The following is a 21018-nucleotide window of genomic DNA, read 5'->3' as shown; positions in this document are numbered from 1 at the left end:
CTCTCCCTTGTTCAGTTCGGCTTGTCGTCGGCTCGGGGGCGCTGCAGCGGTCCGAGGTCGAAAGTGACGGAGCGCAATCCGCTGATGGCGAAAGGCACCCGGTAATCATCCGTGACCGGCGTGCCGTTGTCACGCCCCACTGCGGCGTCGGGTTCGGTGAAGTTGATCGGCACGCTTTGCGTCAGCTGTCCGGTTGCGACTTGCGCGCCATCGACCTTCATCGCCAGTGCGCCGCCCTTGCCGAAGCCCTTGCCGGCGACGGTGAAGCGGACGTCCACCTTGTGCCGGCCCGGGGCGAGCCGGCCTGGCGCCGCCACCCGCGTGAGCGAAGCGGCGGTGTCGCTGCTGCGATAGAGGAAAGTCGGCACACCCTGCAGCATCACCAGGCCCCAGCCGGAGAAACGCCCGCCCTGGGTCACGATCACGCCGTCGCCGCCACTGGCCGGGACATCGAGGTCGGCCTCGATCGACCAAGAGCGATTGTTGATGCTGGGAAACACCGCGCGCGGGTAGCGCAAGGTTGAGGGGTAATAGGTGTAGCGCCCCGGCTCGAAGCCCTCCTCCGGTCGATTTTCGGGCAGCAACTGGCGCAAGCCGTCTCTGGACATCGGCAGGACGTGGTTACGCGCAGCCTCGGCATCGAAGTCGGCGCGCAGTTCCTTGACCTTGTCCGGGTGAAGCGCAGCCACATCGTGCGTCTGGCTGGGATCGCGGTTCAGGTCGTACAACTCCCAGACCGTGCCGAACTGTGGCTTGGTCGAGCCCGCTGGACCGAACGCCGTCGTCGGCGAGGCGAGCAGCCAGCCGTCCTTGTAGAGCGCGGTATTGCCGAACATCTCGAAATACTGCTTGTGGTGCTGTGCCGGTACCTTGCCGCTCGCGAACGAGTAGCCGAAGCTCACTCCGTCGATCGGCTGCTGCGCGACACCGTTGAAACTCGCCGGCGCCTGGATCCCGCTGGCCTCCAGGATCGTGGGCATAAGGTCGACCAGATGCGTGAACTGCGGCCGCACGCCGCGCGCCTTGATCTTGTCTGGCCACGACACCACCATGCCGTTGGTGATGCCACCCAGCCGCGAGGCGACCGTCTTGTAGTACGGGAACGGCGTGTTCATCGCTGACATCCAGCCCACCGGCGCGACCGAGTAGCTGCGCGGACCGCCGATGTCGTCGATCCGCGCAAGATCCGCGGATGCCGAGTCCGCATTGCCGAACCGGCCAGCGTAATTGAACAGCCCGTCGGGACCGCCCTCCGGCGTCGAACCGTTGTCTCCCTGGATGTAGACGATCAGCGTATTGTCGAGCTGCCCGCTGGGGCGCAGCGTGTCCAGCATCCGTCCGACCTGTGCATCGCTGTAGGCGAGCGCTGCGGCGTAGGCCTCCATGTAGCGGGCCGACACGCGCTTCTGGTCGGGCGTAAGGGTGGCCCAGGGCTTCACCTCGGGTGGCAGCGCGGCCACCTTGGCATCGCGCGCGATCACGCCGAGCTTCTTCTGGCGCACGAAGATGCGCTGGCGCAGGGCGTCGTAGCCATCGTCGAACTTGCCGCGAAAGCGTAGCAGCCATTCGGCCGGAGCCTGCAGCGGCGCGTGCGCGGTGCCCGGGGCGTAGTAGAGGAAGAACGGCTTGCCGCCGCCTTGCAGCTTTTGCGTGCGCAGCCACTGCACCGCGTGGTCGGTCATGTCGCGATCGAAGATGTAGTCGTGGTCGTTCGGCGGCTCGATCAGCGAGTTGTTCTCGACCAGACCCGGCGCGAACTGGTTGGCGTGACCGCCGTGAAAGCCATAGAAGTAGTCGAAACCCAGTCCGCTCATCCACTGGTCGAAGGGCCCCAACGGCCCTGCCTGCCACATCGGCACGTTATGGTGCTTGCCGAAAGCCGCCGTGCTGTAGCCGTTGGACCGCAGCACCTGCGCGATCGTCGCCGCGCTCTTCGGGATGATCGACGTATAGCCAGGATCCCCGTGGGCAAGATCGGAGACGGTGCCGAACCCTACCGCATGATGGTTGCGCCCCGTCAACAGCGCCGCTCGTGATGGCGAGCACAGCGCGGTCGTGTGGAAGTTGCTGTAGCGCAGCCCGTTGCCGGCCAGCCGGTCCATGACCGGCGTCGGGATCTCGCCGCCAAAGGTACTGGAGGATGCGAAGCCGACGTCATCGGTCATGATGACGATGACGTTGGGGGCGCCGGCGGGAGCGGTCGGGCCGGTGGGAATACCTGGCGTTGGCGTGTTGGCACACGCAGGCGACAGCGCCGTGGCAGCCAGCAGCGCGGCCGCGACGATCCTTGCACTCAGTTTCTGCCTTGCCATCGCCATCACCTCCCGTTGTTCTTTTGCCGCAGGGTACATCGCCGCCGTCACGGATTACAACTTCACGCGCAAGGTGCCGCCGATCGTGCGCGGTTCGCCGGGGCTGGCCGTGATCGCGCCGAGCGGCGACGCCGAGCGGGCAAGATAGTATTCCGCGTCCGTCAGGTTGCGCGCGAAGAACGACAGGTCGTACTTGCCGTCTGCCGTGCGCAGGCCGACCCGCAAGTTGAGCACGCCGTAAGCCGGAATCACGCCATAAGCGCTCAAGGTCGGCGTGGAGTTGGTGGCCGAGCGATGCAAATAATCCGCGCGCAGGTACACCTCGTGATCGTTGCCCAGCGGTCGTGCGGCATCGAGGCCGACGGTGTAGGCGAACTTGGGCACGTTGGGCAGGCGCCGGTCCGACAGATCCTGCACCGCGCCAAGATATGTCGACTCCACCGCCTGTTGCGCCCCGGTGTAGCTGACATACCGCGCGTCGGTGTATGCGGCCGAAGTGGAGAGGCTGAACCACTCGCTCGGTGCGATCGCCAGGCTGGCTTCGACACCCTTGGAGCGGACCTTGGGAATGTTGGCGAGATACTGGATCGTGGCGGTCGGGCTGATTTGCTCGGAGATGTTGGCCTGGTAATCGCGCACTTCGGTGAGGAAGACGGCGCCGTTCAGCGTCACCAGCCGGTTGAGCCACTGCGACTTGAAACCCACCTCGAAGTTGTCGACTTTCTCGGGATCGACGATGCCCACGTCGTCGGGATTGCTCACCGGTCGCGACAGTCCCCCGGCAGTGAGGTTGAGGCCGCCCGATTTGCTGCCATGCGAATAGGTGCCGTAAAGCAGCGCATCCGGCGTCACCTTGTAGCTCAGCGTCGCCAGACCCGACACCGCGTCGGACTTGAGATCGGCGGAAAACCCGACTTGCGGATAGATCCGGTTGCGCAGCGCCAAAGCCGCGGCGGACAGCGTGGCGGCACCCGCGCCGCTGACCCAGAACTGGCGGAACTCGCCTTCCTTGTCCTCGTGAGTGTAGCGCAAGCCGGCGGTCAACGTCAGGTCGTCGCTGATGTGCCAGTCGGCCTGGCCGAAGGCGGCGTAGCTCTTGGTAGCGGGGTTCGAATAGGTGTCGGACTCGAATCCGCCGTATGCCTGCCGGGCTGCCGTCAGCGTGGCTGCGGGGGTGGTCGCGGGATCAAAGTTCCACGCGATGTAGTCGGAACCGAACGCGTTGTAGCCGCGGCTGCGGACCACTTGCCAGAAATAGTACAGGCCGGCGACGTAATCGATGGTGTTGGTGCCGTTCGACGCCACCCGGAACTCCTGGCTGAACTGGCGCTGCCGAGTGGCGGTGTGCTGCCTGGACATGATCGACAGCGACGTGCCGTCGGTGTCGTTGGCGGGGCTCCAGTCCCAGCCGCGATAGGCCGTGATCGAGGTGAGGGTCGCGGGACCGAAGTCCCATTCGATGTGGCCCGATCCGCCATAGCTCTTGCTGTTGGCGAAGAACGGCGCATCGGCCGCTCCCTCGCGCGCAAAGGCGTCCGCCGGAGACAAGGTATAGCCGTTGCGCCGGGCTCGATCGATGAAGTTGTTGGTAATCCGGGCGCCGTTTCCCAGCGTGGTGAAGTAGCCGTCGTAAAGCGACAGGAACGCGCGCTGCTTCTGGCGCGAGTAGTCGCCGATCAGCCGTATCTTGAGGTTGTCCGCCGGCTTGATCAGCAACTGTCCGCGCAAGGTCAGGTTCTTGTAGTTCTGCGCATCGCGGCCATCGTAGGTGTTGAACGCGAAGCCATCGCGGTGCGTGTCGGTAACGCTCAACCGCACCGCCACAGTGTCCGCGATCAGCGGGGCCGAGGCGGAGGCGCGGATCTGGCGAAAGTCGTAGTCGCCCAGGTGCGCCTCGGCCGTCAGTTCCGGCGTGAAACTGGGTTCGCGGGTGGTGATGTTGATGGCGCCGGCCGTGGTGTTCTTGCCGAACAACGTGCCTTGAGGACCGTTGAGCACTTCGACCTGCTGCAGGTCGACGATGTCGAATTGCGACTGACCGGGGCGACCATAGTAGACGCCGTCGACATAGAAGCCGACGCCGTACTCGAGGCCATCGACCGCGACCGAGGAGTTCGCGCCCAAACCGCGGATGGAGATGTTGGTGTTGCGCGGGTTGATCGAGGTGATTTGCAGCGTCGGTACCTGCTGCTGGAGCTGATTAAGCGTGTAGTTGCCGGTTCGTTCAAGCGTCGCAGCGCTGACCACGCTGATGGAGATCGGAACGTCCTGCGAATTCTCCTCGCGACGGCGTGCGGTCACGACGATGTCGCTGCCCGTGGCAGACGCTTGCGCATCCTCGTTCGCGGCAAAAGCAGGCGCGCTGCCGACAAAGGCAAGTGCGGCAAAGGAAGAGTGCAGGAGTGTGGTGCCGCTAACGGCTCGCCTGAAGCGCATTGCAAGGATCCCCGAGGTGCGGCGGCGCGATGAGCCCACCCGCGCTCGACATGCGACCGCAAGGCACGCGCAATGCTTCGGCGTCGCCAAGTGTTGTGTTTTGCTCCGGCATCATGCCGGCCGAATACGTTTGAATTGCCCGCTGATCGTGCCGAAGCGCGATCAGTGCATGCGTGTCGCTTTCGAGTGCACTGCGTTCTCCATGCCCAGGGAGATCACGATGCTTGGCGTGGTCGCCTCGGCATCGCCGCTTTAGCCGTTGGTAACGCGGAGCAAGCTGTTCCCGTCAAATGCCGCGAGTCGATCAAACCCGGCGCGTCCATTCGACCACCTCAGTCGCGCCCAACAAATGTCGAGCTATGTTATAGAGTATGAACTGTCAATTGTTGAAGCTCATGCTGGCCAGCGCCCGGGCGATGGACCGCGCCAAGCGCGCCTATCATCGAGCGGAATGTTGATGTCCGTGATTGGCGCTTTGGTCAGCTGCCCTTCCCATGTCGCGAGAGCCGGCGATTGGAAGGGCAGAGCCTGGTTTTTCTCAGGTCGTTGCTTGTTGGCTACAGTGCCCAACCGCCATCCACCGAGATCGCGGCCCCGGTGACGAAGGCGCCAAGGTCGGCGCTCATCCACAGCACGGCATCGGCGATCTCTTCCGGCTTGCCCAGGCGGCCAACCGGTTCGAGGTCGATGGCTTTCTGGATGTCGCCTCCGGTGAAGCGGTCCATCATCGGGGTCTCGATATTGCCGGGAAGGATGGCGTTCACGCGAATGTTCGATTTGGCGTAGTCGAGCGCGGCGGATTTGGTCAGGCCGATTATCGCGTGCTTGGAAGCGGCGTAACTGGCGCCGCCCGCCACGCCGCGGATGCCGGCTCCGGAAGACGTGTTGACGATCACGCCGCTGCCCTGGCGAACCATCTGCGCCAGTTCGTGTTTCATGCAGACGAACGTACCGCGCAAGTTGATGTCGAGGATGCGGTCCCATTCTTCCAGTTCGATGTCGGCGACGCGAGCAGCCTTGTTCTCGACGCCGGCATTGTTGAAGGCGATGTCGAGGCGGCCGAAGGTGTCGATCGTGCGCGAGACCGCCGCCTCCACTTGGTCGGGCTGGGCCACGTCGCATGCGATGACGAGCACTTTGCCTCCCGCCTGTTCGACGGCGGCGGCAGTCTCTCGCAAGGCATCTTCGGTTCGGTCGAGAACGGCGACGTGCGCGCCTTCGGCGGCGAACGCGATGGCGGTGGCGCGGCCGATGCCGCTGGCGGCGCCGGTAACAAGAGCGACCTTGTTGGTGAAACGTTGGATCCGGGTCATGAACGTGCGCCTTTCAGTTGATGAGCTTCGGGCCAAGGCGAAGCGGTTTCAATCCTGCGTCGGCCCGGCGAGGTATTGCGCATCGGTCACCGGCTCCATCCATGTGACCGGTGAACCGTCGAGCGATTCCTGGATGGCGATGTGGGTCATGGCGGTGGTGGGCGTGGCGCCATGCCAGTGCTTCCGGTCGGCCGGGCACCACAATTGGTCTCCAGCGTGAAACTCCAGGATTTGTCCGCCCTCGACTTGGGTCCAGCCGATGCCTTCGGTGACGATCAGCGTCTGCCCGAGCGGATGCTTGTGCCACGCGGTGCGTGCGCCAGGCTCGAAGTGAACGATCGCGCCACCCACTCGAGAAGGTTCGGCACGCTGAAACTGGCCGGTGATGATCACCGTGCCGGTAAAGTTTGCCGCCGGACCGGTCGTGGTTTTCATGTCGGCTTTGCGGGTGATTTCCATGGGCTGGCTTCCTTGCTTGGCAGCGTCCGTCCGGGCTGCGGTACTGGCCGGTGCGGACATCGTGATCAGGAACGACATCGTCAGGAGTGTTGGCAGATGCGGCGTCATGTCTCTCGTCCTCCTCCAAGGTGTCGTGCAGCGTTCGTGTGTGCGCAGCTTATATGGAGGAGCGGCAAGCCCGGGGTACCGACGGCTACGTTGATGCCACGATGAGCCGAGCTCATGGGGCAAGACCTTTCAGCCGAGCGGCCGCAGCTCGCGGATCAGGTCGATCAGCAGGCGAAGTCCGGTCGGCAATTGGCGGCGACCTGAGTAGTAGATGTGAAAGCCAGGGCCGATCGATGTCCAATCGGCCAGAACGATGCGCAACTTGCCGGACTGCACCAGGGGGAGCACGCAAGCCTCGGGCAAGTAGGCGAGCGCGACATGATCGCTGGCCAGATCCAGCGCGAGCGGAGTGCTGTCGATGGTGATGACGCCCGGCACGTCGAGTGCCATTTCGTCGGTGCCCCGCTCGAATTCCCAGCGGTAGATGCTATCGTCGCCTAGCCTGATGCGTAAGCAGCGATGGTTCATCAACTCGCGCGGATGGCCAGGGGTGCCGAAACGCTCGAGATATGCGGGTGAGGCGACCACGACCCAACGGATATCTGCTGAGAGGCGCTGGGCAATCATGTCCTCGGGAACGGTGCCACCGTAGCGAATCCCGGCATCCGCGCCTTGAGCGATGACATCCACCATATGGTTGCTCACCGCGATGTCGATCTCGATGCCTGGATAACGCTCCACGAATATCGGCAGGACTTTGGCTAGAAGCAGCGAACTGCCATGCTCGAGGACGTTGAGCCGGATCCGCCCCATCGGCTCGGCACGATAGCGGTTGAGGCCCTCGACGGCGGCGCCAATCGTAGCGAACGACGGTTCGATCTGCGCCAGCAGCGCCTCGCCGGCTGCGGTGAGGGTGACGCTGCGGTTGGTGCGATTGAGCAGGCGAATGCCGATTTGGCCTTCCAGGCCCTTAGCGAATGGCTGAGCGCAGATGCGCTGACACCCAGCTCAAGACCCGCGCGCCGAAAGCTGCGATGCCTGGCGATGGCAACGAAATAGCTGAAATCTGCCAGATCGGCGCGGCTGATGTGCATGAGCGAAGGGTGCCGCGTCGATCGATGTTACGCAATCGTGTTGAACGCTTTTCACCGTCTGCAGGATCAGCCACTCGGACTTCACGTTCGTTGCTGGAAAGGGAGCCGGCGATTACGCGTGGCTGGCAGCGTTGTTGGCTGCCATGTCAGTGCAGTTCCGCCAGGTCGACGTCGACTGCGTCGAGGGCCGTATCGGTGAACTGGTCGGCCGCGTAGGCTTGAACCGCGCGCAAGGTCATGCCCTTGGCCATGGCGATCTGGGGGTTGTCCGCCATTCCCGGAAAGTGCTTCTCCAGCACGGCCCGCGCCGATGCATCGCCAAGCAAATCGCCGATGCGGCTGCTTTGGGTCGACCATGTCCTTGCTGCCACCGCAGCAGGCTCGCGTTTTTCAGGGGCGACAAAGCCTTCGGCCGGGGTCAGCTTGATGTGCATGCGATCGAGCCCGCGAATGATGAAGCTCGGCTCGTAGCTGAGATCGCTCACGCCGTTCGGATGCTTTTCGAGATCGAGCTCGATCCTGGACGTCATCTGGAGAAACTTCTCCATGATCACACGCACTTCTACGCGCGCAAGCGGCGCTCCGGCACACACGTGCTTGCCGCGCCCGAAGCCAAGATGCTCGATCGCCTTCTTGCGACCGACGATCAGCTCGTTGGGATCGTCCCAGCGACGCGGGTCACGATTGGCAGCAGACAGGGCGACCAAGATCTTGGTGCCGGCGGGGATCTCGACATCGCCGATCTTCGCATCGCGACGGGCGAGCCGCGCCGTCTGCTTGGTCGATCCCTCGATCCGCAGCACCTCTTCCAGGAAGGCTCCGATCAGCTTTGGCTCTTCACGCAGGCGGCTTTGCAGGACCTGATCCTCGACAAGGTACTTCATCGAGTTGCCGAGCAGCTTGGCCGAGGTATCCTGGCCCGCGCCGAACATGAACATGCCCAGCTGGACAAGATCGTAGATGTCGGGCGTGGAGCCGTCGTTGTACTTCGCGTTCGCGAACTGCGTCAGGATGTCGTCGCGCGGATTGGCGCGGCGATCGGCGATATAGCCATAGAAGTAAGTGCCCATGACGGCGAAGGGGTGATCCGCCCCGCCCGACATGGGATCGGTTCCATCGAGCGCGCCTGGAACCGGGCCCTTGGCAATGGCATCCATGAATATCTGCCGGTCGTCCATGGGAACGCCGAGCAGGTCGGCAACCACCATGGTGACATAGGGGGTGGCGATCTTGCTGATCAGTTCCACGCCGCCATCGGCGACCGCGTTGCTTACCATCTCGTTGCAATAGACCTGGATGAACTCCTCGCTCGCCTTGAGACGCGATGGCACGAACAAGGTGTTGACGAAGGCGCGCAACTTGGTGTGCGGTTCGTCATCGAGATTGACGATCTGGTCACCGCCGGCAAATGCCTCGCGGTGTTCCTCGATCTGCGCGGTGATGTCCGATCCGTGCGGTGTGAAGGGGAGCGGAGCCGACGCCCCTTGCAGTCCGATGACCGCCGAAAAGGCTTCATGGTCACGCAACACCTCGAGCGCTTCCTCGAAGCCGGTGACGATGTAGTAGTCCTTGCCTGGGGGGCGATACACCGGGCCCTGCTCGCGGATCGCGTTGAAGAAGGCATAGGGCGCCTTCAACACCTCGTGGTCCGAGAAGTAATCGCGTTCGATCAATTGGGTCGTCACGGGTTCGTCTCCATTCCCAAAGAGGCGGCCCTTGCCTGTTTGCCGCATCGAGGTGCGCCGCGAGACATTCGGGAACAGCCGCTTCCCATATTTATGCGATACAGTGGATCATAGTCAGGTGGATATGCTGGCGTCAAGCACCAAGGATGCGTGACTGATCACGATGCGGGACATCTGCGCCGGTGCCGGCGTGCGTTCAGCGATCTTGGAATGCATCCGCTTCGGTTTTGTCGATTGTCTCTGTCCAACAGGTGATCATCTCGCCGAAGCCGTTCAGCGATCGAGCGGGGAGGTGTGATGCTGTCGGCATGTTGCGCTAACGAGGGACAGGCCGGCAATGACCACCAGAATTGCGCAGACCAGCCACAAGGTGCCGCTACCGACCGTAGCGGGCTATGGCATCGGCCAGCTCGGCGCGCAGATCTTTCGCGATACGCCCGCGGTGCTGCTGCCGGTGTTCATGACGACGATGCTGGGGGTGCCGGCCTGGCTGTCGGGCTTCGCCATTCTGCTGCCCAAACTATGGCTGATCGTGTGCGATCCGCTGGTCGGCGTTTGGTCGGACCGGACCAAGGAGCGGCGGGGGCGTACCCCGTTCCTGCTGTGGGGCGCGATCCTGACCAGCCTGGGCTTCCTGGCGCTGTTCACCATCACCGATTATGGCGGCCCGTATCTGGCGGCGGCGGGCGTATGCGCGCTGTTTTTCGTCGCTTCGACCGCGTTCAGCCTCTACTCGGTGCCCTACCTCGCGGTCGCATCGGAGCTGTCCGAGGATCGGCACGAGCGCACCCGCATCCTCGCCTTCCGCATGGTCTCGACAATCGGCGGCGTGATCCTGGGCGTCGGCGTGGCGCAGCCGCTGGTGTTCTCGCTGGGCGGTGGCGCGCGCGGCTGGCACACGATGGGCATGATCTTCGCCGCCGTGTGCCTGGTGTCGATGATCATCCCCGCCTTCGCCTTGCGCCGCCAGAAGCTGGTCGGCAGCGGCGAGCCACCCGCCAACCTCATCGAGCAATTCCGCCCGGTGCTGGTCAACACGCCGTTCATGGTGCTGCTGGCGACGACCTTCGTGCAAGGCATCGGCCAGGCCTCGGGCTATACCGTGATCGGCTATTTCTATCTCTACGCGCTGGGCGAGGTGGACCTGATCCCCAAGTTCATCGTGGTCATGTCGGTCGGCTCGATGCTCAGCCAGCCGATATTCTACTACCTGTCGCAGCGCTTCGGGAAGGAGCGGGTCTACTGGGTGGCGTCAATCGCGTGGACGCTGATCACGGTGACGTGGTTCTTCGTGAAAGCGGGCAGTCCGGTGCTGCTCGAACTGCCGCTTCTGGGGCGCATCACCGAGCAAGGCGCGCTGGTGCTGGTGCGCGCGTTCCTGATCGGCATCACCAACACCGGCTTCATCCTGCTGGCGCTGTCGATGCTGACCGACACCATCGAATACCAGCGCCATCGCACCGGCATCGCCAACGAAGGCGTGTTCTCGGGCGTATGGTCGGCGGCGGAGAAGCTGGCCTTTGCGCTTGGCCCGTTGATCGGCGGATTGGTGATGAGCCTCTACGGCTACCGGTCGTCGCAGGGCGGGCCGGTGGCGCAGAGCCCCAGCGCGATCACAGGCATCATCCTTCTGTACTCGCTGATCCCCGCCGCGACGCAAGTGGTCAGCCTGGTGATCTTCAGCCGCTACAAGCTCGACCCTTCGCAGCTGGAAAATGGCTCACCGGTCGCCGCGATCGAGAGCTCGGAAGCCGGCCTGCATCACTGAGCGCGTAGCTTTAACCCGCACGCACCGAGTTCAGGAACCCGGCGACGATATCCGCCCAGGCCTCGGGCTGCTGGTCACAGATGTCGACGCCGCCGCCTTCCAGCGCGGCAAAGGCGAAGTCGGGACGGATCGCGTGCGCGGCCTCGGCATGTGGGTAAATCTCGTCGCCCGTGTTGGAGAAGATCAGCGTCGGTTGGGTGATCAGCGGCAGACGGTCCGCCTGGTCGTACATGAAAGCGGCATGGTGGCCGTGCCAGAACGCCCCGCGTCCGACCATCGCCTGCACCACGTAGTCGCTCAACCGGTCGTAGCCGATCGAACCGGCGGCCATGCGGTCGCGGATGTCGAACAGCTGCGCCAAGTGCGCGGCGTGCTCCTGGCCGGCAAAGCCTTGCTCCCAGTCGTTCATGCCGCCGGGTGCGAGGAATTTCTCGCGATCCTCCGATGAGACCAGCAACGGACCGTTGAGGATGAGCGCCGTCACGCGCGCGGGAAAGGCGATCGCCGCCTCGTTGGCGACCAGCGCGCCGGTGTGATGACCCAGCAGCGCGGCGGTTTGCAGGCCAAGCGCGTCGAGCACGGCAGGCACCACTTGCGCGAAATCCGCCACGGCCGGCACGCCCGGTGCGGGATCGGACTGGCCGAAGCCCGGCATATCGACGCCGATCGCCATAAACCCGCGCAAGGCCAGCGGCGCATAGACGGCATCGAACTGGCCCGACGTCATCGGCGCCTGGTGCAGCAGCACCAGCGGCGCGCCGTCCCCCAGAACCTGGAAGTGGATCTGCCCGAACGGCCCGTCGGTATAATGGCGGCGGGGGTAGGGCGGGCTGGTGGGCGATAGGGCGTTCATGCGATGTTTCCTGACAGATGGCAGTCGGACGCGTCGCCCGCCGGCGGTCAGGCGTCCTTGCGAGAGTTCGGTGGCAGGCTAGCCGGTGACGATGCCGGTGCAAGCGGGCGGCCCGGTTCGTGCCCACCTGCCGGCCAGCACTGATCGCCAGTTGAACATTCGGCTTCACCTCCCTCGCCAATGCCGCACGCCGAGTGCTTGTTCGTCGGCACAAGCCTTCTCGGAGAATCTCGAATGTCATATCGCTTGGGGGTGGACGTCGGCGGGACGTTTACCGACCTTCTCCTGCTCGATCCTCAGAACGGCTCGTTCTGGCGTCACAAGACGCCGTCGACGCCGCACGACAGCTCCGAGGGCATCCAGAACGGCGTCATCGCCATCTGCGAGAGCGCCGGGATCACGCCGTCCGAGATCGAGTTCTTCCTCCACGGCACCACCGTCGCTACCAATGCGGTGCTTGAGGGCAAGGGCGCGCGGGTCGGCCTGATCGTGAGCGAAGGTTATCGCCAGGTCATGCAGATCGCGCGCTCGTTCGTCCCCGGGGGTCTGGCCGGCTGGATCGTGTGGCCCAAGCCCGAGCCGCTGGCCGCGCTGGAAGACACCGTCGAGATCAAGGGCCGGATGGACGCGCAAGGAAACGAGCTGCGTGCGTGCGACGATGACGACATCCGCGCCGCGCTGGAGAAGCTGAAAAGCCAGGGCGTCGAGGCGCTGACGGTCAGTCTGATGAACGGCTACCTCAACGGCGCGCACGAGACCCGCGTGGGCCAGATGGCGGCGCAGATCCTGCCGGGCATTCCGGTGTCGCTCAGCCACGAAGTCCTGCCCGAGATGCAGGAGTACGAGCGCACCCTGACCACCGTCGCCAACGCCGCGGTGCGCCCGGTGGTGGGCAAGTACGTGCGCAACTTGCGCGACAAGCTGCGTGGCGGCGGCATGGCCGGATCGCTCTCGCTGCTGCGTTCGGATGGTGGGCTGATGAGCTCCGAAAAGTCCGAGGAGCATCCCGTCGCGCTGCTGATGAGCGGCCCGGCCGGTGGCGTTACCGGCGCATTGTGGGTCGGCAAGAACGCCGGCATCCGCAACATCCTCACGCTCGATGTCGGCGGCACCTCCACCGACGTCGCGCTGATCGAGAACCTGGAAGCGCGCCGGGTGCGCGCCACCGAGGTCGGGCACTTGTCGGTGCGCGCCTCGGCGCTCGACGTGAAGACCGTCGGTGCGGGGGGCGGCTCGATCGCCTACGTGCCCGAGCTGACCGGCGCGCTGCGTGTCGGCCCGCAGTCGGCAGGCGCGGTGCCGGGGCCGGTGGCCTACAGCAAGGGCGGCACCCAGCCGACCGTGACCGACGCCAACGTCGTGCTCGGCTACCTGCCCGAGAATCTGCTCGGCGGCGCGTTCAAGCTCGACCGCGAGGGCGCCAAGAAGTCGGTGCAGACCATCGCCGACAAGCTGAACATCGGCCTGATGGAAGCGGCGCGCGGCATCATCGACATCGTCAACGAGAACATGTTCGGTGCGCTGCGGATGATCTCGGTGCAGCAGGGCTACGATCCGCGCCACTTCGCGGTGATGGGCTTCGGCGGTGCCGGACCACTCCACGTCAACGCGGTCGCCAAGCTGATGGGCAGCTGGCCCGCGGTCTCGCCCGTCAGCCCCGGCGTGCTGTGCGCGTTGGGCGATGCCACCACCCGCATGCGCACCGAGACCGCACGTTCGTTTTCCAAGCGCTTCAGCGAGACGGAGGAGGCCGACGTCCTCACCGTGCTCGACGAAATGGCCGCGCAGACCCGCGAGGAGCTCAAGGCCGAAGGCATTGCCGACGCAGACATCACCGTGCAGTTTGAGCTCGACGTGCGTTACGAGGGCCAGGCCTTCGAAGTGCCGCTGTCGATCGATCCCGCTACGCTCAAGGCTGATGGCCTCGCCGGCGTGCAGGCGCGCTTCGACACCGAGCACGAGCGGCTGTTCACCTTCAACATGGACACCGAGCACGAGCTGGTGAACCTGCGTGCGGTGGCATTGGGACCGCTGCTCGAACTCGAAGCCCAGCGCTTGCCGCAAGGCAACGGCGATCCCAGCGAAGCCAAAGTCCGCGACCACCAGCTGTGGTACAACGGCGCGATGGCACCCGCCGCGATCTACGACCGCTCCAAGCTGAAAGCCGGCGACGTCATCCCTGGCCCGGCGATCGTCACCGAGATGGACTCGACCACGCTGATCGAAGGCGATTGCGTCGGCAAGGTCGACCCGGTCGGCAATATCCTTATCACCCTGGCCCAAGAGAGCAACTGACATGCCCGCACGGATCATCCAGGCGAACGACGCCCCCTTCGCCACGGTCGAGATCGACCCGGTCACGCTTGAAGTCATCGAGAACGCCCTGCGCAACGCGCGGATCGAGATGGACGCGACGCTGGTGCGCACCGCGATGTCGCCCGGCATCCGCGAGCAGGGCGACGCCTTCCCGCTGATCGCCGACCACCAGGGCCGCATGGTCGTGGGCCAGTTCGGCAGCTACATCGGGCCGTTCCTCGACGGCTACGACGGCACGGTCGAGGACGGCGACATGATCTTCCTGTCCGACCCCTACTCGGTCGGCGGCGCGATCAGCCACTCCAATGACTGGCTGGTGCTGCTGCCGGTGTTCAAGGACGGTCGCCTGATCGCCTATACCTCAATGTTCGGCCACATGTCCGACATCGGCGGCATGGTGCCAGGATCCATGCCGATCCACGCGACCGAGATCTTCCAGGAAGGCGTACGTATCCCGCCGGTGAAGATCTACAAGCAAGGCCTCTACAACGAAGATCTGGTCAAGCTGATCATGCACCAGTCGCGCACCCCGGCCTGGTGCAAGGCGGACCTGAACGCGCTGATCGCCTCGTGCCGCGTCGCCGCCAACCGCGTCGTCGAGATGGCGACGCGCTTTGGCGACGACGTGTTCGTCTCGGCCACCGACCTGCTGCTCGATCGCAACTACCGCGCGATGAAGCAGCTGATCGAAACCTCGATCGGCGAGGAGAAGGTCAGCTTCGAAGACTACATCTGCGACGACGGGATGGGTTTCGGCCCGTACAAAATCAAGTGCACGATGTGGCGTGAGAACGGCCGCGTGGTGCTCGACTTCGACGGCACCGATCCGCAGTCCAAGGCTTCGATCAACATGTTCCTCAACGAGAACATGATGCGGATGTTCTTCGGCATCTACATGATCATGATCTTCGATCCGCAGATCCTGTTCAACGACGGTTACTATCCGCTGATCGACGTGCGCATCCCCAAGGGCTCGCTGTTGAAGCCGAACTTCCCCGCCGCGCTGTCGGGCCGCACCCACGTGCTGGGGCGCCTGTTCGACATCCTGGGCGGACTGCTCGGCCAGAAGACGCCCGAGTTTCTGGCCGCCGCCGGCTTCTCGTCCAGCCCGCACTTGTTCTACGCCGGCACCGACAAGACCGGTAAGTGGTTCCAGCTGTTCCAGATCGGCTTCGGGGGCATTCCCGGCCGGCCCTTGGGCGATGGTCCCGACGGACACTCGCTGTTCCCCGGCTTCACCAACGTGCCCAACGAGTTCCTCGAACGCTACTTCCCCCTGATCATCGAGCGTTACGAGACCGTACCCGACTCCGGCGGCCCCGGCCTGCACCGCGGCGGCAACGGCATCGACATGGTCTATCGCTTCCTCGAGCCCGGCGTGATCGCGATCCACGACGACCGCTGGTTCGTGCCGCCCTGGGGCGTCAACGGCGGTGAGCCCGGTGCCCGCGCGCGCAAGCTGCTGATCAAGGCGGACGGCACCGAGATCGTCGTCGGCAACAAGCTGGAGGACTATCCGGTCGAGGCCGGCGACCAGCTGCACTTCATCACCTGGGGCGGCGGTGGCTGGGGCGATCCTCTGGAACGCGACCCGGCGCTGCTGGTCAAGGAGATCGCGCAAGGTCTGGTCACCGTCGAAGGCGCGCTGCGCTATGGCGTGGTGATCGCGGACGGCATGGTCGACGAAGCTGCGACCACGGCGTTGCGCGACAAGCTGCGCAGCGAGCGCGGTGAGATCGGAGTGTTCAACTTCGGTCCCGACATCGAGACGCTGCGCGCCAACTGCCTCGCCGAGACCGGCCTGCCGGCACCCGAAGCGCCCAAGTGGCACCACGAACTGGCCGAGGCAGCTGAATGAGCGACGATCTCACCAACGACTATGACGCCGGCGGCTTCGGCGGCGCGCTGCAGCCGGGTAAACGCCCGGCGCTGCTGCTGGTCGACGTGGTCATGGCGTACCTTACGCCGACTTGCGGCCTCTACTCGCCCCGGTTCGAGGATGCGCTCGCCTCGTGCGAGAAGCTGACCGCCGCAGCGCGCAGCTCGGGCACGCCAGTGATCTTCACCAACGTGTCGTATTGCGCCGACGGCGCCAACGGCGGGCTGTTCTATAAGAAGGTGCCGGCACTTGAGGCGTTCCTCGACGGCTCGCCTCTCGGCGCATTCCCGCTCAGTCTGCAGCCCGAGCCAGGCGACGTCGTCGTTACCAAGCAATACGCCTCGGCGTTCTTCGGCACCTCGCTGGCCTCGACGCTGACGGCGATGGGGATCGACACGCTGCTGATCACCGGCTTCTCGACTTCGGGTTGTGTTCGCGCATCCGCGCTCGATGCGCTGCAATCGGGCTTCGTGCCGCTGGTCGTGGCCGACGCCTGTGGTGATCGCGACGAACGGCCCCACGAGGCCAACCTGTTCGATCTGTCCAAGAAATATGCCGAGGTACTCAGCGAAGCGCAGGCGCTCTCGCTGCTCAAGTAGACCCGCAAAGGGTTCGCAGGAGGAAAGCGCCGGTGCCGCAAGGTGCTGGCGCTTTTCATGAGGCGCTATCGAAAGCGGATGATTTGCCTGATCGCCTCACCACGATGCATGGCGTCCATCATTTCGTTGAGATCGCCCAACTCGTGCGTCGAGCTGATCAGCTTCTCGACCGGCAGCTTGCCCGCCTGCCACATGCCGATGTAGCGCGGGATGTCGCGCGCCGGGATCGCCGATCCCATGTACGAGCCGATCAGCGTCTTGCCATCACCCACCAGCGAGAGCGGGCTGAGCGCGAAGGTCTGCTCCGGCGGGGGCAGGCCGACGGTGACGATACGGCCCCCGCGCCGTGCCGAGGCATAGGCCTGTGCCAGCACCTTGGCGTTGCCGACCGTCTCGATCACCGCGTCGGCGCCGCCCGCGGGCAAGTGCTGCGCAATCGCGTCGGCTAGGCCGTCCGGCTTGACGGCAATGGCGCCGAGCTCATTGGCCAGTGCGATCTTGGCATCGACCATGTCGACCGCGATGACCTTCGCCGCGCCGCTGCCCAATGCGCCCATTGTCGCCGCAAGACCCACGCCGCCGAGACCGAACACGATCGCGGTCTCGCCCGGCATCACTTTCGCGCTATTGATGACCGCGCCGACACCCGTGAGTACCGCGCAGCCGAACACTGCCGCGATCTCTGGCGGCAAGTCACGATCGACCTTTACCGTGGAACGCTGGTCGACCACCGCGTAGTTCGCAAAGGCGGAGACGCCGAGGTGATGGTGCACGTGAGTGCCGCATTCGTGCAGGCGACTGCCACCGCCGATCAGCTCACCCTTGCCGTTCGCCGCCGCGCCGACCGCGCAGAGGTAGCCTTCGCCCGAAAGGCACTGCACGCAGCGCCCGCACGACGGCAGGAACACCAGCACCACCCGGTCGCCCTCGACCAGCCCATCGACGCCGGGCCCGAGCGCTTCGACGATGCCGGTGCCTTCATGCCCCAGCGCCATCGGCATCGGCCGGACGCGGTCGCCGTTCACGACCGACAGGTCGGAATGGCACAGCCCCGCCGCCTCGATCCGCACCAGCACTTCGCCAGGCCCCGGAGTGTCGAGCTCCAGGTCGGCGAAGCGCATCGGCTTGCTGCCCGCATAGGGCGTCGCATTGCCCCCGGAACGATCGAGAACGGCCGAGCGGATCTGCATTACCGCGCCCACTTCTTGTCGAAGGCCCACACGTCCTCGAAGCCGATCAGCGAGCAGAACTCCTTGAAGTCGAACAGCGGCGGATCGCTGGGCTCGCCGTCGCCCTCATCGCGCAGCAGGGCGTAGGCCTTTTCGATCGCGGACGCCGCGACAAGACTGGAAAGTGACGGATAGATCGAGAACGCGAAACCGATCTCGGCGAACTCATTTGCCTTCAGCGGCGGGGTGACGCCGCCGTTGGCGACGTTGACCATGATCGGCTTGTCGAAGGTCTCGCAAACCTTGCGCATCTCTTCCTCGGTGGTGATCGCCTCGGGGAAAAGGATGTCGGCGCCGGCCTTGTCGTAGGCTTCCAGGCGGCGCAGCGTCTCGTCCAGGCCATAGGTCTGGTAAGCGTCGGTGCGGGCGATGATCAGCATCTCACGCCGCGCTTCGGCGGCGACCTTGATCTTCTCGACCATGTCCTCGGCGGGCACGACGCGCTTGCCGGGGGTGTGGCCGCACTTCTTGGGGAATTCCTGGTCCTCCAGCTGAATCGCGCTGATCCCGGCGGCCTCGTAGCCCTTGACCGTGTGATGGACGTTGAGCAGGCCACCAAAGCCGGTGTCGGCATCGGCGATGAGCGCGGAGGAGATCGTCTTCTTGATCGTCGCCATGCGGTCGAGCATCTGGGTGTAGGTGACGATGCCGGTGTCGGGCAGGCCATAGGCGCTGGCGGTGGTCCAGTAGCCGGAGCCGTAGACGATGTCGAAGCCGGCGCGCTCGGCCATGACGGCGGCGATCATGTCGTGGACGCCGGGAACGACGAAGAATTCCTTCGAGGCGAGGCGATCCTTTAGGCGCGTATCGGTCATGCGGGGTCCTTGGTCCAGAGCCAGGGTTCGCGGACGCGCTGGCTTGCTTCGAATGTGGCGATGTCGTCCCCGTGCAGGGCGAGCATGCGGGTGGTGGTGTTCCAGCCGCCAAGCACCAGCTCGCGATCGGCATCGGGAATGGTGAAGGCGGCGCGATGCTCTCCGGCCCGGACCGTCGTTTCGCGCAAGTCGACGGTCAGGTCGGCTCCCGCTTCGGCCGCCGCGACCAGCGCGGGCAGATCGGCCAGATCCACTTGCGCGGCGACTACGGCGTTGTTGGCGCAGTTGGAGCGGAAGATCTCGCCGAACGAAGGTGCGACGATGGCTTTGAGCCCGAGGTCTGCGAGTGCCCAAACGGCATGCTCGCGGCTGGAGCCGCAGCCGAAGTTGGCGCCTGCGATCAGGATCGGTGGTGAGCCGGCCAAAGCATAGGCCTCGCGGATGGCGGGGCGGTCGTGGAAGGCGAACCGGCCCAAGCCCTTCTTCTCGGTGTGGAGCAGGAACAGCGCGGGATAGATGACGTCGGTGTCGACATCGTCCAGCGGCAGGGGGAGGGCCTTGCCGGTCACGACCTCGATCCCGCTCATGCTGCTTGGTCCTGTCGCACGTCGACCAGCTTGCCGGCCAGTGCCGCCGCCGCGACCATCGCCGGGCTGGCGAGGTGGGTGCGCGCACCGGCGCCCTGGCGGCCTTCGAAGTTGCGGTTCGAGGTGGAGATGCAGCGCTTGCCCTCGGGTACGCGGTCGCCGTTCATTGCCACGCATAGCGAGCAGCCGGCGTTGTGCCACTCGAACCCGGCGGCGAGGAACAGGCGATCGAGTCCTTCGGCCTCGGCCTGCTTCTTCACCTGGGTCGAGCCGGGCACGACCATCGCCGTAACGCCCGCCGCGACGTGGCGGCCCCGGATCACGCCCGCGGCGGCGCGCAAGTCCTCGATGCGGCTGTTGGTGCAGCTGCCGATGAAAGCGTAGTCGATCGGCAGCCCGGCCAACGGCTGACCGTGCGAAAGCCCCATGTAGGCCAGCGCCAGGCTCGCGCCTTCGGGCACGACGCCGTCGATGCCGACGACCTGATCGGGTGAGGTGCCGTAGCTGACTTGCGGGGCAAGGGAGGCAGCGTCGATCGCCACTTCGCGCTCGAATGCGGCATCGCCGGAATTGAGCGTGCGCCAGTGCGCCAGTGCCGCATCCCACATCGCGCCCTTGGGTGCGCGCGGGCGGTCGGCAAGGTAGGCGAACGTCGTGTCGTCAGGCGCGACCATGCCGACGCGCGAGCCGGCCTCGATCGCCATGTTGCACAACGTCATGCGCGCTTCCATCGAGGCGGCGCCGACGGCTTCGCCGGCGAACTCGATGGCGTGGCCCATCCCGCCCGAGGCGCCGATCTTGCCGATCAGCGCCAGGATCATGTCCTTGGTAGTGACGTGGGGCGCAAGCTGCCCCTCGAACGTGACGCGCAAGTTCCTGGCCCGCGTCTGCCACAGGCACTGCGTCGCCATCACCGTGCCGCTCTCGCTCGCGCCGATCCCGAAGGCGAGCGCGCCGAACGCGCCATGGGTGGCGGTGTGGCTGTCGCCGCACACGATGGTCAGGCCGGGGAGGGTGAAGCCCTGCTCGGGCGACATGACGTGGACGATGCCCTGGCGCGCGTCGGTCAGTTCCAGCAGTTCGATGCCGAACGCGGTGCAGTTGCTTTCCAGCAGCGCGACCTGCTTCCTCGCCATCGCGTCTTGGATGGTGCCGTCGCGGGTGCGGGTGGGCACCGCATGGTCGGGTACGGCGAGCTGCGTCGCGGGGCGGTGGGCGGTCAGGCCGTTCTCGCGCAGCAGCTCGAACGACTGTGGCGTGCTCACCTCGTGGAGGAGATGGCGATCGACGTAGAGGAGGTCGTGGCCGCCGTCGCCGGTGACGACGACATGATCGTCCCAGATGCGGTCATAGAGGGTTTTGGGCTGCGGCATGGTCGATGGAGATATGAGCGCGCATGGGCGCGGTTGCGATGCCGAGACGCTCTATGTCCGTCCTACGGATAGTCGCGCCTAGGCGCAGTGGACCCGGACGATCACCACTCGCCGCCACAACCCGCCAAGGCGGGCACTCGCGCAATCGTGCTTAAAGTGGTAATAATGATCGCACTGCGGATAGAGTCGTTTTCGCCAGGCGGATAATCTGGCGGCAGACTTACAGTGTGAGTCGCAGGAGGAGCGGAAAAT

At 65.1% G+C, this 21018-nt stretch carries 16 protein-coding genes; 4 read left to right on the top strand and 12 right to left on the bottom strand.

Annotation, left to right across the window (positions count from 1 at the left end; genetic code table 11):
* Window positions 1–11: 11 nt before the first annotated feature.
* The 7 genes from ACXJ1Z_RS02015 to ACXJ1Z_RS01985 all read right to left on the bottom strand — a co-directional run bounded on the left by ACXJ1Z_RS02015 (window position 12) and on the right by ACXJ1Z_RS01985 (window position 9347).
* On the bottom strand, window positions 12–2312 hold the full coding sequence (locus ACXJ1Z_RS02015; protein ID WP_463779175.1) for an arylsulfatase: 2301 nt from the start codon (window positions 2310–2312) through the stop codon (window positions 12–14).
* Window positions 2313–2366: 54 nt separating this feature from the next.
* On the bottom strand, window positions 2367–4748 hold the full coding sequence (locus ACXJ1Z_RS02010; protein WP_463779173.1) for a TonB-dependent receptor: 2382 nt from the start codon (window positions 4746–4748) through the stop codon (window positions 2367–2369).
* A 557-nt stretch (window positions 4749–5305) separates the two neighbouring features.
* The gene (locus tag ACXJ1Z_RS02005) at window positions 5306–6061 is read right to left on the bottom strand and encodes an SDR family NAD(P)-dependent oxidoreductase (protein ID WP_463779171.1); all 756 of its coding nucleotides are present in this window, start codon (window positions 6059–6061) and stop codon (window positions 5306–5308) included.
* A gap of 48 nt (window positions 6062–6109) precedes the next feature.
* Window positions 6110–6628 (bottom strand): (R)-mandelonitrile lyase, encoded by a 519-nt coding sequence (locus ACXJ1Z_RS02000; RefSeq protein WP_463779169.1) that lies wholly within the window; start codon window positions 6626–6628, stop codon window positions 6110–6112.
* 129 nt (window positions 6629–6757) lie between these two features.
* Window positions 6758–7381 (bottom strand): LysR substrate-binding domain-containing protein, encoded by a 624-nt coding sequence (locus ACXJ1Z_RS01995; RefSeq protein ID WP_463779168.1) that lies wholly within the window; start codon window positions 7379–7381, stop codon window positions 6758–6760.
* Window positions 7330–7662 (bottom strand): helix-turn-helix domain-containing protein, encoded by a 333-nt coding sequence (locus tag ACXJ1Z_RS01990; protein ID WP_463779166.1) that lies wholly within the window; start codon window positions 7660–7662, stop codon window positions 7330–7332. The genes ACXJ1Z_RS01995 and ACXJ1Z_RS01990 overlap by 52 nt, the downstream gene beginning before the upstream one ends.
* 146 nt (window positions 7663–7808) lie before the next feature.
* Window positions 7809–9347, bottom strand: a complete 1539-nt coding sequence (locus ACXJ1Z_RS01985; RefSeq protein ID WP_463779165.1) for a cytochrome P450 — start codon at window positions 9345–9347, stop codon at window positions 7809–7811.
* 337 nt (window positions 9348–9684) lie between these two features.
* Here ACXJ1Z_RS01985 and ACXJ1Z_RS01980 point away from each other — a divergent pair, with 337 nt between their 5' ends.
* Window positions 9685–11115, top strand: a complete 1431-nt coding sequence (locus ACXJ1Z_RS01980) for an MFS transporter (RefSeq protein WP_463779164.1) — start codon at window positions 9685–9687, stop codon at window positions 11113–11115.
* Between the two features lie 10 nt (window positions 11116–11125).
* Here ACXJ1Z_RS01980 and ACXJ1Z_RS01975 read toward each other — a convergent pair whose 3' ends face one another.
* Window positions 11126–11968, bottom strand: coding sequence for an alpha/beta fold hydrolase (locus ACXJ1Z_RS01975; protein ID WP_463779162.1), 843 nt, complete (start codon window positions 11966–11968; stop codon window positions 11126–11128).
* A gap of 234 nt (window positions 11969–12202) precedes the next feature.
* Between ACXJ1Z_RS01975 and ACXJ1Z_RS01970 the strand changes: the two genes are divergently transcribed.
* Genes ACXJ1Z_RS01970 through ACXJ1Z_RS01960 form a run of 3 tightly spaced genes read left to right on the top strand, consistent with a single transcriptional unit; the run spans window position 12203 to window position 16762 of the window.
* Window positions 12203–14263, top strand: coding sequence for a hydantoinase/oxoprolinase family protein (locus ACXJ1Z_RS01970; RefSeq protein WP_463779160.1), 2061 nt, complete (start codon window positions 12203–12205; stop codon window positions 14261–14263).
* Window position 14264: 1 nt separating this feature from the next.
* Window positions 14265–16142, top strand: coding sequence for a hydantoinase B/oxoprolinase family protein (locus ACXJ1Z_RS01965; protein ID WP_463779159.1), 1878 nt, complete (start codon window positions 14265–14267; stop codon window positions 16140–16142).
* Complete coding sequence (locus ACXJ1Z_RS01960; RefSeq protein ID WP_463779157.1) at window positions 16139–16762, top strand: isochorismatase family protein; 624 nt, start codon at window positions 16139–16141, stop codon at window positions 16760–16762. The genes ACXJ1Z_RS01965 and ACXJ1Z_RS01960 overlap by 4 nt, the downstream gene beginning before the upstream one ends.
* A 65-nt stretch (window positions 16763–16827) precedes the next feature.
* On the opposite strand, the gene ACXJ1Z_RS01955 is transcribed toward ACXJ1Z_RS01960, so the two are convergent.
* The 4 genes from ACXJ1Z_RS01955 to leuC are packed head-to-tail and all read right to left on the bottom strand — an operon-like array spanning window position 16828 to window position 20766.
* Window positions 16828–17952 carry an alcohol dehydrogenase catalytic domain-containing protein gene (locus ACXJ1Z_RS01955; RefSeq protein WP_463779156.1) on the bottom strand — a complete coding sequence of 375 codons (1125 nt, stop codon included), beginning with the start codon at window positions 17950–17952 and terminating at the stop codon, window positions 16828–16830.
* The gene (locus ACXJ1Z_RS01950; protein ID WP_463779155.1) at window positions 17952–18806 is read right to left on the bottom strand and encodes an isocitrate lyase/PEP mutase family protein; all 855 of its coding nucleotides are present in this window, start codon (window positions 18804–18806) and stop codon (window positions 17952–17954) included. Before ACXJ1Z_RS01950 ends, ACXJ1Z_RS01955 begins: the two co-directional genes overlap by 1 nt.
* Window positions 18803–19393: a 3-isopropylmalate dehydratase small subunit gene (locus ACXJ1Z_RS01945; protein ID WP_463779153.1), complete on the bottom strand. Its 591-nt coding sequence runs from the start codon at window positions 19391–19393 to the stop codon at window positions 18803–18805. The genes ACXJ1Z_RS01950 and ACXJ1Z_RS01945 overlap by 4 nt, the downstream gene beginning before the upstream one ends.
* Window positions 19390–20766 (bottom strand): 3-isopropylmalate dehydratase large subunit, encoded by a 1377-nt coding sequence (gene leuC / locus ACXJ1Z_RS01940; RefSeq protein ID WP_463779150.1) that lies wholly within the window; start codon window positions 20764–20766, stop codon window positions 19390–19392. The genes ACXJ1Z_RS01945 and leuC overlap by 4 nt, the downstream gene beginning before the upstream one ends.
* Window positions 20767–21018 lie beyond the last annotated feature (252 nt).

The organism is Novosphingobium sp. TK46 (assembly GCF_055361525.1).
Note: the sequence above shows the minus strand (reverse complement) of the source record. Positions and strands in the feature narration are given on the sequence as shown.